The sequence below is a fragment of the Paraburkholderia caffeinilytica genome, assembly GCF_046030355.1.
GTDB lineage: Bacteria > Pseudomonadota > Gammaproteobacteria > Burkholderiales > Burkholderiaceae > Paraburkholderia > Paraburkholderia caffeinilytica_B.
Genome location: NZ_JAQQCQ010000015.1, coordinates 87144 through 101196, shown reverse-complemented (window position 1 = coordinate 101196; position 14053 = coordinate 87144). Strand labels below are relative to the sequence as shown.

Here is a 14053-nt window from a genome sequence, read left to right as displayed (position 1 = left end):
CGCGCCGATCGCGTCGGGAAATCAGACACCGCGCTGCGCAGTCGCGGATTTGTTTGTATGCGGTGCAGTTGTCGGCGTCGAGCCGCGGGCCAACGCCAGCGCCGCGAATCGCCGCTGATCTCCGGCTGGATCGACAAGCCATGCTGAAATCACTCCGCCCGCGACCGCAAACGCACCCGCCGCCAACATGCCCGCGCGATAGCCATTGAGCGGATCGCCCGCCAAGTCGATTAGCTGCCCCATGACGGCCGGCGTAATCAGACCAGCGAGCGTGGTAATGCAGACGTTGATACCGAGCAGCCCTCCTCGTTGGGCGGCCGGGACGATTTCGCCAGCGAGTGTCACGCCAGTCGTGAATGTGAACGACGCGAGCGAAAACGCGACGGTGACCGCTGCGATCAGAAGCGGCCCGTGCGGCAACGAGGGAATCAGCGCGAGCGCGGCGCCCGATATCACCACGACCGCGCCGCCCAGCGTTCCGCGAGCATGCCGGCTCGATACGCCACGTCGCATCAGGTGCTGCGACCACCAACCGAGAAGTGGCGCGGAAACCATCTGGCCGAATGCGGGCAATACGATGATCCAGCCGACCTGAAGCAGCGAATATCCGGCCACGCGCACGAGGTAGCTCGGCAGCCAGATCGTCGATAACGTGAGAATGACGTAAGCGGAAAAGCCCGACAGGTTGCCGGCGAAGCAGGTGCGCGACAGCAGCAGCGTGCGTACCGGAATGGGTGCAGGCAACGTCGTCGACACCCCGACAGCCCCGTGCGGCAGCGCGTCGAGCGGACCTTCATGTCCGAGCCAGAGCCACACCACGCTCCACGCGACGCCCACGACAGCTAGCACCAGAAACGCCGAACGCCAGCCAAACGCGATAATCATCCACGTGACGAGCGGCGCGATCAGGCCCGCGCCGAATGCACCACCGATCGTCAACAGAGACGTGGGCAACGCGCGCTTTTCATCGATGAACCATTTGTAGAGCGCGTGCACCGCGACCGGATAGGCCGGCCCTTCACTCGCGCCCAGCAGCACGCGCGACGCGATGAGCGTCGCGGGTGCCGCGACCAGTAGCAGCGGAAGTTGCGCCAGCGACCATATCAGGGCCATCGCCAGCAGCAGCCAGCGGGTCTTGATGCGGTTGGCGAGCAATCCAACCAGTAGCGAGGACAACGAGAACAGCGTGAAAAAACTTGCGGCAATGCGTCCGAACTGGCCGTGCGTGAGATGGAGTTCGCGCATGATCGGCTCGGCTGCGAGGCCGATTATGGCCTTGTCTGCAAAATTGATCGCGAGAAAGAAAAACAGGCAGATGAGAATGATCCATCGATGCTGGATATCGCGGGGCGCAGCCGTCATGTCGTCTCCTGTCGCGGCTATTTCGCCGGGCGTTGCCCGCTACGCTGCCGCGTGGAGATCATTGGACCGCGCGCCCATCAATAAGGCAATTGCATAGTTTTCATAAACTCAATGCATGGACCGCATCAATCCAAAGGAGCTGCTTGCGGATAAACGGCGGCGATGCGCCGGATCGCAACAATGCACTGCTGTGCGGCGGGCGAAAGCGTACGCCCTGCCAAATGTGCAATTCCGCACTGAAGTGTCAGCGACGAACGAGACGGCAGCGAAAGCGGCACGAGTTCGCCCGCGTCGGCCGGGTGCCGCATCGCATTGGTCGTGAGCAGAACGAGCGCGTCGGTCTTTTTCGCATATTCCCGCAGAACGTTTACGTCATTGCAGGTCAGATGAAATTCCATCTCCTGGTTCGGTGCGTAGCGCAGCCACTTGCGAAGTGACTGCTGCATGGCATCAGGCAGTGGCACGGACAGGATTGGGTAGTCGTGCAGCGCCTGCGTCTCCACGTCGTTTCTACCGGCAAGTGGATGTCCCTTGCGCACGAACCATCCGGCGCGTTGCCTCGGCAACGAGACAAAGTCGATCTCGCTCGTGGTCGGGATTCCGCGTACGTCGATCATCACGAAGTCGAGCGCTTCCTCATGCAATAGCGTCAGTAGCTGCTTCCAGTTGTCTACCGTCACGTTGACACGCAGCCTGGGATGATTCTGTGCGAGGTCGTCGAGCGCTGCGGGCAGCAGCATGGAGGCAGGGTAAGGTCCGGCCCCGAAGTTCACCGAACCGATGTCATGATTCTTTATCAGGTCGACATCGCGCAATAGGCAACGCGTCTCGAACAGCACTTTTTTCGCGCGTCGCACGACCGTCTGCCCCGTCGGGGTGATCCGCACTTCGCGTGTGGTTCGATCAAAAAGCGCCGTGCCGAGAAATTGCTCAATGGCCTGAATGCTCCGGCTCAATGCGGGTTGACTCAGGTGGACGCGCTGCGCGGCGCGCGCAAAACTGCCTTCCTCGGCGAGTGCGACGATATGTTCAAGCTGACGTAGATTCACGACCGTCCGATAAGTTGCATGGCCATTTGCTGGATGCGGGCACGTCAGGCCGGACAAGACATACCCCTCAAGGACTGCTCGATCAACGGCATGCGCCTAGTCAGCCAAATTGCAGACTGGTCGTACCGATATTTTTCATGTCTGGTAGATCGAATATAAAGAGAAGCGAAATCCTCGTCAATCAGGACGTGCCGTAGCGGCGTGGGACGTTTGCACCACGCGTAATACCCGCTCACCGAAACATCCAGCAGCCAGCACATCGGCGGCACCACATAGTCCTGTCGCATCTGCTCAATCACGCCGTACCTCACCGCGACTCCTTCGCGAAGTAGGCCGTTTTTTTAGCAGATCACGCTCCATCTTCACTTCAGCCAGCTCCCGCTTCACCCGTGCCAATTCAGCTTCAATTTCCATCAGCGGCCTCTGATGTTGACCCACGTGCTCCAGCTTGCCGGCTTTCGCGGCACGTATCCAGTTCGTCTCACACCCCACAAACGCGATCTTGGCGAAGGCGAACCCAATTCGCGCGAAATCTGCGATCGATCTGAATCGACGAACAGAAAGAACGTCCGCCGCAACCGGCCATCCAGTGCAAATCCGCCCGCAGTACCATGAAATTCCGATTTCACATAAACCGATGCCGGCCCATGCTCTACCGCAAGCCAGCCGCGATCTCGACGTTCGAGACCATGGTCACGAGTCGCGGCGCGATATCGTCGATCAACCGGCGTCCCTGCGCCGATTGTGCCGGCACCGCGCAATTGAAGATCAGCGTTTCGGCATCGACCTGCGTACACAACGGCGCAGCAACCGCGTAACCGTTTTTCTGCAAATCACCGTATGAGAAACAAACGCCCGATTCCTGATAGTCGTGAATCGCTTGCTGCACCTGCGGCCCGTACTGTTGCCACTGGTCGGGCACGGCGATGCGCAGCCGGTTCAGCGCCGCTTCCCGCTCCTGAGCCGCCACAGCCGCGAGCCACGCCCGCCCCATCGCCATACGCAAAATCGGACGCACCGCACCGACGTCGGGCCGCGCAAGAATTCGCTTATCGCGCGGACAACATTCGATGTAGACCATATTCGACTGGTCCCGCATGCCAAGCGATACGGACCCGCGCACCTGAAGCGCAAGCTCGCGCATGAATGGCCGCGCGATCTGTCGAATGCGCATGCCGGCCAGCAGCGGATAACCCATCGAAAGCACGCCACCGCCGAGCCGATAGTTGCGCGCCACTTCGTCATGACGCAGGTAGCCAAGTTCGGTCAGCGTGTAAGCAAGCCGGGACACCGTTGCTTTCGACAAACCCGTACGCTCGACAAAATCCTTGTTGCCCAGCGCAACTTCGCCGGGCAGAAAACAGCGCAGGATTTCCAGACCGCGCGCGAGCGTGAAGGCGAACTGACGATCGTCGTCGTCGGGAAAAGCGCTCATGGATACGCGCTCCAGTAGCGGACTGGGCGAGTTCCGTGCTTCATCGCTCGCCGCATGCTGCGACGCAAGCTGCCGGTCGAGTGTGTCCACCATCGCCGCAAGGCGTGGAGCTATCTCGTTGACGAGTGTCCTGCCGGTCAGTTGCAGGTGCGGCACGCCGCAATTGAAAACGAAAGTTTCAGAATTGACCGGTTCGCGCATCGGTACGGCGACCGCATGTATTTCACGCTCGATATCGCCTTCGCTGAGGGCGAAGCCGCATTCGTCAAACGCGTGCAGGGCACCCTCCAGGCCGGCGTGATAGGCGTCCCACTGCGCGGGATCCCGGACGTGAACCTGTTCGAGCACTGCAGCCCGTTGCTCGGGCTCGGCGTGGCCCAGCCAGGCCCGGCCCATCGCGGAAGCGAGAATGGGCAGCGAAGCGCCGGTATCTGGACGAAACGCCGGCGATTCATGTCCGCGCGAAGTCTCGACATACACCATGTGCGTGCGGTCACGAATGCCGAGCGACACTGAACCGCACGCCGCATCGGCAAGCTCCTTCATCAGAGGCCGCGCCAGTTCGCGGATACGCAGACCTTGCAGAAACGGGTAACCCACCGACACGACCGCCGAGCCAAGCCGATATTTGCGTACGTTGTTGTCATAGCGCAGAAAGCCGAGCACCCCGAGCGTATACGTCAGCCGCGACACCGTCGCTTTCGACAGACCTGTGCGCTCGGCGAAGTCTTTGTTGCTGAGAATCGCCTCGCCCACCTTGAAGCTATTCAACAACGCGAGGCCGTGAGCGAGCGTCGTGGCGAACTGCTGGTTACGGGCTGGGATTGGAGCCATCGTCATGACGGTAAAAAAGGAAGTCGAATCACACTTGCTGCCATTGAAGCATATTCGCTATCCGGCTTCCATGCGTGTTTAACATAGAGAAACCCTAGTATCGGCATCTTTTCAGATTGTTAGGCTCGACCCACCCCTAAAGTTCTACCGGAGTGGTATCCATGCCTTTGTCATCCTGCCAGCAGGCGGCGCTCGGCCCGCTGTTCAATCCCCAATCAATTGCCGTTGTCGGCGCCTCGTCGAATCCGGCCAGGATCGGTGGCCTGCCGGTCGAATATCTGCTGAACCAGCGTTATCCCGGCGCGATTTACCCGGTCAACCCGAAGCAGGAACGCATCCAGGGGCTGCAGGCTTATCCGACCCTTCGCGATATCGGTGCGCCGATCGATATGGCCATCTGCGCGGTGCCCGCATCGGGCGTCATGTCCGCTGTAGAGGACGCGGCCACCGCCGGTGTCCGTTCGATCGTGATGTTTTCCTCCGGTTTTGCTGAAACTGGCGCAGACGGTGTGCGCGCGCAGAACGATCTACGCGCGCTCGTCAAAGAGAGCGCAATCCGGTTACTTGGACCGAACTGCCTCGGCTTCGTCAACAATCATCAGAACGTGTACGCGACGTTCACCCCTGCGCTGAAAATCGCCGCGCCGCTGCGTGGCAACATCGGACTGATCAGTCAGAGCGGCGCGTTCGGTATCTTCGCGTTGATGCTTGCACAGCGTCGCGGCCTCGGCATCAGCCATTTCGTATCGACGGGCAATGAAGCGGACATCGAACTCGCCGATGCGCTCGCGTGGCAGGCGCTCGACCCCGCGACATCGGTGATCCTGTGCTACCTCGAAGGCGCGCGCAACGGCGAGAAACTGTGCGCCGCGCTCGAACTGGCTCGCGCCCAGCGCAAACCCGTCGTGATGTGCAAGGTCGGCCGCACCGCGCAGGGCGCCGCAGCCGCGGCATCGCACACGGCGTCGCTTGCCGGTTGCGACGAAATCTACGACGCCGTGCTGCGCCAATATGGTGTGTATCGTGCGCAAGACATCCACGAGTTATTCGACATCGGCTATGCGTGTTCGGTCGCACCGTTACCGGCGTCCGACGCGCTCGGCATCGTGTCGATTTCCGGCGGCGCCGGCGTATTGATGGTCGATGAAGCCGAGCGGCTCGGGCTCTCCGTGCCCCCTCTGGCGGAAGCGGGACGACAGGCGATTCTCAAGCGCGTGCCGTTCGCGTCCGCGGTCAATCCGGTCGACATCACCGGCCAGATCCTCAACGAGCCCGCGCTGCTGGGCGACGCCATCGATACGATGCTGGAGCACGGCCAATACGGCGCGATGGTGTCGTTCCAGGCGGTCACCGGCATTTCGCCGCAACACAGACCGCTCGTTACCGAGTTATGGGCACGCGTGCGCGCTGCCCATCCCGCGCTGACCATCGCCGTCGTTTCCCTCTTCGACGAACAGAACCGCGATTTTCTCGAGTCGCAACGCTGTCTGAGCTTCGAGGAACCCGCTGCCGCCGTGCGGGCGATCGCTGCGCTACACGCGTTCAGGCGGCATTTCGAACGGCAGACGGCACCGATTGCGCTACCTGAACCCGTCGCCATCGATCGTGCGCGTTTCGACGAAGCCGACGCACTCCGCCTGCTGGCCGGCGCCGGTATCCCGGTCGTCTCGAACCGGGTGGCGAAAAGCGCGGACGAGGCGGCCAGCGAGGCCGTTGCGCTCGGATTTCCAGTCGTGCTGAAGGTGCTGTCCGCCGACATTGCGCACAAATCGGATGTGGGCGGGGTGGCGCTGCGGCTTGCCGATTCGCAGGCAGTACGGGACGCCTTCGCGCGGATCACGGAGAGCGCCGCGCGCGCCGTGCCGAATGCGCATATCGACGGCGTGCTCGTCGCGCCGATGATCCAGGACGGCGTGGAATGCATTCTCGGCGTGACACGCGATCCGGTGTTCGGCCCGGTCGTCATGTTCGGACTGGGTGGCATTCTCGTCGAAGTACTCAAGGACGTGACGTTCAGGCAGGCCCCCTTCGACGTCGCGGAAGCGCACCGGATGATTCGCGAGATTCGCGCATGGCCGGTGCTGGGTGGCGTGCGTGGCCAACCGCCCGTCGACGTCGACATCCTCGCCGAAACCCTGGCCACGCTGTCCCGCTTCGCCGCGGCTAACGCCGGCAGCATCGAGTCGATCGATATCAATCCGTTCATCGCACGGCCCAAAGGCCAGTCTTCGTGCGCCGTCGATGCGCTCGTGGTCAGTCGGGCATCCGCGACACTCGATCTGGAGGTGCACGCATGAACGCGACCTCTGCCACACTCGAAACCCTCCGCCGGCACACTCGCGCGTTCATCGACGAAGAGGTCATTCCGCGCGAAGATGCATCGCTCGCGCACGATTTCACGGCGCAAAACCGGCTCATCCACACGCTACGAACGAAGGCACGCGAGTTGGGTGTACTCGGGCCGGGAATCCCACGCGAACTCGGTGGACTCGGGCTGTCATTCCGCGACCGTGCAGTCATTCTCGAAGAATCAGGACGCAGCGTGCTCGGTCCGCATGCATTGCAGGCCGGTCCACCGGATGAAACCAATATCCTGATGCTCGACCGCCTTTGCTCCAGCGCTCAACGGATGCGTTATCTGGAGCCGCTCGCAGCAGGTTCGACCCGATCATGTTTCGCGATGACCGAGCCGCCGCCGGGCGCGGGATCGGACCCAGCGATGCTGCAGACCCGCGCAGTGCGGCGCAACGGTAAATGGGTTATCGACGGCCGCAAATGGTTCATCAGCGGCGCGCTCGGCGCGGACTTCGCCATCGTGATGGCGCAGACCGACTCGGGACCCACGATGTTTATCGTCGGTACTGACACGCCTGGATACAGGATGGTCCGCGTCATCGACGCACTCGACGGCTTCATCAGCTCGCATTGCGAATTGAGTTTCGAATCCTGCATAGTTGGCGACGACGCAGTGCTAGGCAAAGTCGGCGACGGCTTCGCCCATGCTCAATTGCGGCTCGAACCCGCCCGTCTGACGCATTGCATGCGGTTCATCGGCGCAGCTCGACGGGCGCTCGAAATCGCAGAGCGCTACGTGAGCGAGCGCGAATCGTTCGGCAAGCCGCTTGGCCAGCATCAGAACGTGCAGACGCTGATCGCCGACTCGCACATCGATCTGTACGCCGCCCGAACCATGACCTTCGACGTGGCGAGCCGGATGGATGCGGGCGTCTCCGTCAAACAGGAATCTTCGATGGCGAAGGTCTTCGTGTCCGAAGCCGTTGGCCGGGTGGTCGACCGCGCGGTGCAGATGACCGGCGCATTCGGCATTTCCGGCGACAGCGTGCTCTCAGTCCTCTATCGCGAGGTGCGCCCGTTCCGCATCTTTGACGGCGCGTCCGAAGTTCATCGCTCGGCCATTGCGCAACGCGTGCTCAAGCAATACGCGAAATCGCCGCACTGAACGGCCGGATCAAGCGGAACACCGCGCGTCCAGTTTCCCGCAACGGCCTGCGCGGGACGCGCGGCAACGTGCAGTTCGTCTTCGTTTCACCTTCACAAACACAAAATCGAACCATGGAGACTCGTCAATGAAACCTCGTCATTTTGCCTGGGTGTTGGGCACTCTCGTCTTCAGCGCGCAAGCACAAAGCAGCGTCACGCTGTACGGCTTGATCGACTTCGGACTCACCTACGTGAACAACGCGCAAACCGCTCGAACCACGGCGGGCCCGCGCGGCGCATCCCAGTTCGCACTGACCGACGGCAGTGCGACCGGCGTGGGCGGAAGCCGTTGGGGATTACGCGGCGTCGAGGACCTCGGCGGCGGTCTGCAAGCGATCTTCGTGCTCGAGAACGGCTTCACGTTGAATAACGGAGCACTCGCCCAAGGCGGCGCCGAGTTCGGGCGGCAAGCCTATGTGGGCCTGTCAGGTGGATTCGGCAAACTCACGCTGGGCCGGCAATACGATACGTACACCGATTTCGTGCAACCATTGACCGCCACAGGGCAATGGGCAGGCTACATGGGCGCGCAACCCGACGACGTCGACAGTCTGTCGAACACGAGCCGGATCAACAACGCCATCAAATTCCGGACTCCGGATTATCGGGGCTTCGCGGCAGCCGGTCTCTACAGCCTCGGTGGCGTTGCAGGAAGCGTCACACAGAATCAGTTGTGGTCGCTTGGTGCTAGCTACAGCGTCGGCTCAATGTCACTGGCCGCCGGCTATCTCAACGCGCGCGATCCGAATTTGTCCTTATACGGCACGACGCCCAACAAAGGTCCCGCCACCTCGAACAATATCGGCTCGTTCGGTTCGCCCACCGCGCCCGAGTCCTATCCCGTCGACGCCGGCTACGCCTCAGCCAGAACGACTCAACTCGCCGGAGCGGCTGTTCAGTATGCGTTCGACCCCGTCACGCTCGGCTTCGTGATAACGAATACCCGTTTCGAAGATCTGGGCTCGGCGGCCGGTCCCAATCCCTTGAAATATACCGGTACGGCGGTATTCACCAGTCTGGAGTTCAGCGTGCGATCGCAGGTCACCCCCGCGCTTCTGCTCGCTAGCGCCATCCACTACACCGACCGCAACTCGGTGAACGGAGACGGCGGGGCCAAATATCTGCAACTGGACCTTGGCACGATCTATAGCCTGTCGAAACGAACCAGCGTCTATCTGCTGACCGTGCTTCAGCGGGCCAGCGGCCGCGACTCGCTCGGGCAACCGGCGGTCGCATCGATCAGTGGCTTCAGTCCGTCCGCCACGAACCATCAAATCGGTGTTCGTCTCGCTTTGCAGGAACGATTCTGAATCCGGCTGGTTACGTTTCAGTCGGAGGGCCAATAATCGGTCACCGTTGGGCCCGCGGTGCTTGCGCCGCGCGTTCCTCGCGATCAGATCCAGGGAGAAGACATGTTCCACATAAGCACTCGACGGCGCGCATGGATTGTCGTCGCGATGATGTTCCTGTTCATGCTGATCAATTTCGCCGACAAGGCTGTGATTGGTCTTGCGGCCGTGCCGATGATGCACGACCTCGGGCTGTCACCCGAACAATTGGGGCTCGTCGGCAGCAGCTTTTTCGTTCTGTTTTCGATCTCCGGCATTCTCTTCGGTTTCGCCGCCAACCGGATAAAAACCAAATGGCTGCTGATGCTGCTTTCGCTCGTATGGGCCGCGGTGCAATTCCCACTGGTCGGCACCGTGTCCTTTCCGCTACTGATTGCGTGCCGCATCGTACTGGGCGCCGGCGAGGGACCGGCCTTCGCATTGGCCATTCACGCTACGTACAAGTGGTTTGGTAACAGCAAGCGCAATATCCCAACCGCCATTGTTCAGCAAGGCGCTAACACCGGCATGCTTGTGGCGGGACCTTGCCTCACGTGGCTGATGATCCACTATGACTGGCATAGCGCGTTCCTCGCGCTGGGCATCGTTGGGGTGATCTGGACGGTCCTCTGGTTTGTGTTCGGTGCAGAAGGCACGGTCGACGAGCATCAGCTGGAACAATCCGCCGGTACGCCTGCGCCGGACAACTCGCGCGTGCCCTATCGGACGCTTATTGCGGATCGGACGCTGCTCGGCACATTCGTTCTTTCGTTCGTCGGGTTTCTTGTGCTCTCGCTCTGTTTTACCTGGTTCCCTGCCTACCTGCGGCTCGGCCTTGGTTACTCGGCAACCGAAGCTGGCTGGCTGTTTTCAATTATCGTCGGCGCTTCGATACCGGCGTCGTTCGCGATGTCGTGGTTTTCTCAATACCTTTTCAGCAAAGGCGTGTCGTCGCGCATCTCGCGCGGGTTCATGGCGAGTGGCTCCATTGCGCTAACGGGGCTGGCGTTTCTCTGCACGACAACTGACGTGAGTGCTACGATGAAGATCGTCTGCCTAACCATTGGCGCTGGCCTGGGGCAGCTGATTTTTCTGTTCGGCCCGTTGATGATCGGTGAAGTCACGCCTTCCCGGCAGCGCGGCGCATGGCTCGCCATCAACAATTCAGTCGCGACCCTCGCCGGTCTGATCGCGCCCGCGCTGATGGGCCGCTTTGTCGGCGCCGCGCATAGCCGCGCAATCGGCTTTGAGCACGGCTTCCTGATTCTTGGGTCCATCCTTCTTGCAGCCAGCGTTGCGGCGTTCTGGCTGATCGATCCTGAAACGTCGATGCGCCGGTTGAGAGGCCTTACCGTCATCAATCTCGCGAACGATCGACAGGCTGTTCACTTGAAGACCTCGGGCGGGACGAAACCACCGGCGCAAGTTGAGCGCTAGTACGGCCAGTGCGTTTTCAGATCTGATTCAATACGAAGTCTCAGTGATGTCGTTAAGCTTCCAGCTCTTGTCAAACCATGGAGCAAGCGGGCCGTACAAACGGAAAATCGTCAGCCAGCTCTTTCCCGGGATGGTTTGAACCCAGTTGCGCTCCTTGCCTGCTGGCGCCTTTGGACCAAAGTACAGGTCGACCGAGCCATCTACATTCTTCACCAGCCCCTTCTCGCTCGAAAGGCTCGGGAACTGTTGGTCCGTCTGCAACATGGAGCGGGTTTGGGTGTCGTACAGAACGACTGACCAGAAGTCCTTTGCGGGTACGTTAGCCGGGACGTGCAGCACGTAATCCTTGGCGCCATCGAAGGGCTTACCGTTCGCGTCGTAATTGGCGGCCGCATATTGCGACCCGATGCCAGGCATTGCGACGGCCATCGCTGGCGTGTCGACTGTCGCTGCATAGAAGAACATCGTCCGCGCATCAAAGTTGCGGGCTCCGTTATTCAACCATTCGTAGCTTCCGCCGACGAACGGCGTATTCCAGTGACGGTCGGGATAAATCAGGACCGCTTTATCGCGATTGGCGAAGTCAATTGCGCGCGCGGTCGCATTGCCGACAGCAACTGCGTCGGTGAGAATCTTCGTCATCCTTGCGTCCGGTGCGAACGGCTTACCCTTCTCCATACCAATGGACGCGAATATTCCCGTCATGTCCGGTCCGTATGCGCCTGCGGGCTCCTCCTGAATGATTTGGTTGACCTCCTCGTAGAACTTGATGTCATTCGCATGAATCGTATTCATCACGCGGCCGGAAAGATTCACGAAGTTCGTAGAGGGAGGTGAACCGGCCTGTGACAGTGGGTAGACACGGAGATACGCCTTCAGGCTAGCGACACCGGGACGCGGGTCGCCGTTCTTCATGAAGGCTCTGCCGAAGAGCAGGTTCCCAAACGTAGGCGACTTGATAATGTAATAGCCACTCTTCGGCAATTCGCCTTTGTAGCCGGGTGGGACGAACAGGAATTTGCCGCCTTTGCCCTTATCCGGTCCAGCGTTTCCCAGGTCGGTTACATAGCGGAACCAGAAGTCGTCCACGACGCCCAGGATGTTCGGTGGTGTCTCTACCACCACCGGGCCGTCCTTCAGGTCCATCCAGTTCCAGAAGTACACAGTCTCAGTGTTCGCCGTCAGGAACAGCGATTTGGAGTCCATCAGCGACTCGAACACGCCAACCGTATTGCCGACTGCGCCAACCTCTCGCAGACCCGCCCGGAGAGCAACGAGCGAGGCCCCCGGGATGCCGTTAAGGAATGCCTCGACGCCCCGCGTGAAGTCAAGGTTGTCATAGACTTTCTGTGCAGTTTCCGGCGTCGGAACACCGTCGGTAAAGTCGAGCCGTCCAATTCGTGTGTCGACCTTGTCGGGCGTTGTGATTTCCGCCGGGATAGGCGTGGTCATCTTGAATGTCGGCGGTGCGGCAAACGCCGACGTGCCCATCAAGGCAAGGGAAATGGCAAGGCCACGCCGAAGTTTCGGGTATCTGTTCATGAAGGCTCCATACAGCAGGTATCGTTCGGGGTGTCACATGGGCCGCATCGCAAGGTCACGTCAGCGGGCGCCTGTCATGCGTTGCTTTACTTGCCTGGTTCGAAATCCGGCAGCGCAAACGCGGCATCGAAATAAGGCTTAAGCGGCCCGTAGAGCCGGAACATGGCAAACCACGCCTTCCCGGGGACCGACGGAATCCAGTTCTTTTCCTTGCCTGCTGGCGCATCTGGTCCGACATAGATATCCACCGAGCCGTCCGCGTTCTTCACCAAATCCTGTCGCGAAGACTTGTCCGCGATGCCTTTGCCGTTGTCGATGAGGGCGCGCTGGTCTGTGTCGTAAACCGTCAGGGACCAGAACAGTTTCGCCGGGGGATTCGCGGGCACATGCAGCACATAGTTCTTGCTGCCATCGAGCACCTGGTCGTTCCTGTCACGGTATGCGCCAAGATACGCCTGCCCGACACCAGGTATCCTGGTCACCATCCCCTTGGACGTCGTTACCGCCTGATAGAAGTAGTCGGCCCGTCCGTCCACTTCGGTGTAGTACTTTGACTCCTGCGACGGGTCAAACGCGATGACATAGCGCCACTGCGCATCGGGTCGGTATTGTGCTCCTGGAGCACGACCGTCGAACGCATTGGCCTGCGCGAACAACTCGCCGACCTGGGCACCGTCCTCAAGAATCTTGCGCTGCCGCTCGTCGGGAGCGAAGGGTTTGCCCTTTTCGATACCGAGCGGCTGGAGCATCCCCATCATGACGCGGTCGCGTTCCATGACAGGTTCACGCTGGAGAATGTCAGCAAGCCTTTCCCAATAAGCCAGGCCGCGCGGCGGAACCTGTGACCACTTGCGCCCCTCTGGCCGCAGGAACCGGGTTGGCGCTGGCGACGCCCGGTCGGCGTATGAATACATGTGGAACTTCTGGATGAGGGCATTGGCTTTGGCCGGGTCGGCGTCGAGTGCGCGGAAGGCCACGAAGACGTTGACCGTCGGCGACTGAATCACCTGATAGTCTTTGGCTTCGGGTACTGCTTGCCCAGGCCCAACAATAAGATACTTCGCCCCGTTGCCCTGGTCCGGTCCGGTTTCGCCCATATCGGTAAGCGGGCGCTGCCAGAAATCGCCAACACCTCCGGCAGAACTTCCGGCTGGGTAATCGATAACGAGCGGGCCAGTCTTCGACAGGTCTGGCATGCCGATGATGTACGGTGTCGTCGCGTTAGCCGTGAGAATCCCGAGCTTGTCCTGCACAGACTGGTAAATCACCATGTCCGTATCCCTGGCACCGAAGACCTTACGTGCATCGGACTGCCACTGGGCAAAACCAACAATCGGCAAGGCCCACACATATGCTTGCGAAGCTCGCTGGAAATCCGATTCATCGAAGAGCTTTTGAAACACTGCAGCGTTGGCAGGCACACCTTCGGTTAGCTCAATCTTGCCGATTCGCGTATCCACCGTCTGCGCGGCTACGGTTCCACCAAATGCCAGGACGGCCGCTGCTGTTGCCGTGAGCAATGGCATTGTGACTACTCGCCTCATGGATAACTCCTTTTTGCGCTT

Annotated in this window: 9 protein-coding genes and 1 pseudogene; 4 read left to right on the top strand and 6 right to left on the bottom strand. The window is 60.7% G+C overall.

Features of this window, described 5'->3' with window-relative positions:
- Positions 1 to 21: 21 nt before the first annotated feature.
- The 4 genes and pseudogenes from PQQ95_RS22305 to PQQ95_RS22290 all read right to left on the bottom strand — a co-directional run bounded on the left by PQQ95_RS22305 (position 22) and on the right by PQQ95_RS22290 (position 4680).
- Positions 22 to 1362: an MFS transporter gene (locus tag PQQ95_RS22305; RefSeq protein ID WP_408406480.1), complete on the bottom strand. Its 1341-nt coding sequence runs from the start codon at positions 1360 to 1362 to the stop codon at positions 22 to 24.
- A gap of 125 nt (positions 1363 to 1487) precedes the next feature.
- A complete protein-coding gene (locus PQQ95_RS22300; RefSeq protein WP_408440718.1) occupies positions 1488 to 2468 on the bottom strand; it encodes a LysR family transcriptional regulator in 981 nt (326 codons plus the stop codon).
- 149 nt (positions 2469 to 2617) lie between these two features.
- A pseudogene (locus tag PQQ95_RS22295) lies at positions 2618 to 2888 on the bottom strand (IS3-like element ISBvi4 family transposase); the annotation flags it as partial.
- Positions 2889 to 3063: 175 nt separating this feature from the next.
- Positions 3064 to 4680: an IclR family transcriptional regulator gene (locus PQQ95_RS22290; protein WP_408440715.1), complete on the bottom strand. Its 1617-nt coding sequence runs from the start codon at positions 4678 to 4680 to the stop codon at positions 3064 to 3066.
- A gap of 161 nt (positions 4681 to 4841) precedes the next feature.
- Between PQQ95_RS22290 and PQQ95_RS22285 the strand changes: the two genes are divergently transcribed.
- From PQQ95_RS22285 to PQQ95_RS22270, 4 genes are all read left to right on the top strand, one after another.
- Positions 4842 to 6977 carry an acetate--CoA ligase family protein gene (locus PQQ95_RS22285; RefSeq protein WP_408440712.1) on the top strand — a complete coding sequence of 712 codons (2136 nt, stop codon included), beginning with the start codon at positions 4842 to 4844 and terminating at the stop codon, positions 6975 to 6977.
- Positions 6974 to 8140: an acyl-CoA dehydrogenase family protein gene (locus tag PQQ95_RS22280; RefSeq protein WP_408440709.1), complete on the top strand. Its 1167-nt coding sequence runs from the start codon at positions 6974 to 6976 to the stop codon at positions 8138 to 8140. Before PQQ95_RS22285 ends, PQQ95_RS22280 begins: the two co-directional genes overlap by 4 nt.
- Before the next feature lie 127 nt (positions 8141 to 8267).
- Positions 8268 to 9491: a porin gene (locus tag PQQ95_RS22275; protein ID WP_408440707.1), complete on the top strand. Its 1224-nt coding sequence runs from the start codon at positions 8268 to 8270 to the stop codon at positions 9489 to 9491.
- Between the two features lie 102 nt (positions 9492 to 9593).
- Positions 9594 to 10946, top strand: a complete 1353-nt coding sequence (locus tag PQQ95_RS22270; protein ID WP_408440704.1) for an MFS transporter — start codon at positions 9594 to 9596, stop codon at positions 10944 to 10946.
- A 27-nt stretch (positions 10947 to 10973) separates the two neighbouring features.
- On the opposite strand, the gene PQQ95_RS22265 is transcribed toward PQQ95_RS22270, so the two are convergent.
- Both PQQ95_RS22265 and PQQ95_RS22260 read right to left on the bottom strand, forming a co-directional pair.
- On the bottom strand, positions 10974 to 12488 hold the full coding sequence (locus PQQ95_RS22265) for a DUF1254 domain-containing protein (protein WP_408440701.1): 1515 nt from the start codon (positions 12486 to 12488) through the stop codon (positions 10974 to 10976).
- An 86-nt stretch (positions 12489 to 12574) separates the two neighbouring features.
- The gene (locus tag PQQ95_RS22260) at positions 12575 to 14014 is read right to left on the bottom strand and encodes a DUF1254 domain-containing protein (protein ID WP_408440698.1); all 1440 of its coding nucleotides are present in this window, start codon (positions 14012 to 14014) and stop codon (positions 12575 to 12577) included.
- Positions 14015 to 14053 lie beyond the last annotated feature (39 nt).

Excerpts from the sequence above, each read along its gene's own strand:
- PQQ95_RS22285 (WP_408440712.1), top strand. The coding sequence starts at position 4,842 with ATGCCTTTGTCATCCTGCCAGCAGGCGGCGCTCGGCCCGCTGTTCAAT.
- PQQ95_RS22305 (WP_408406480.1), bottom strand. The coding sequence starts at position 1,362 with ATGACGGCTGCGCCCCGCGATATCCAGCATCGATGGATCATTCTCATC.
- PQQ95_RS22280 (WP_408440709.1), top strand. The coding sequence starts at position 6,974 with ATGAACGCGACCTCTGCCACACTCGAAACCCTCCGCCGGCACACTCGC.
- PQQ95_RS22290 (WP_408440715.1), bottom strand. The coding sequence starts at position 4,680 with ATGGCTCCAATCCCAGCCCGTAACCAGCAGTTCGCCACGACGCTCGCT.
- PQQ95_RS22270 (WP_408440704.1), top strand. The coding sequence starts at position 9,594 with ATGTTCCACATAAGCACTCGACGGCGCGCATGGATTGTCGTCGCGATG.
- PQQ95_RS22275 (WP_408440707.1), top strand. The coding sequence starts at position 8,268 with ATGAAACCTCGTCATTTTGCCTGGGTGTTGGGCACTCTCGTCTTCAGC.
- PQQ95_RS22265 (WP_408440701.1), bottom strand. The coding sequence starts at position 12,488 with ATGAACAGATACCCGAAACTTCGGCGTGGCCTTGCCATTTCCCTTGCC.
- PQQ95_RS22260 (WP_408440698.1), bottom strand. The coding sequence starts at position 14,014 with ATGCCATTGCTCACGGCAACAGCAGCGGCCGTCCTGGCATTTGGTGGA.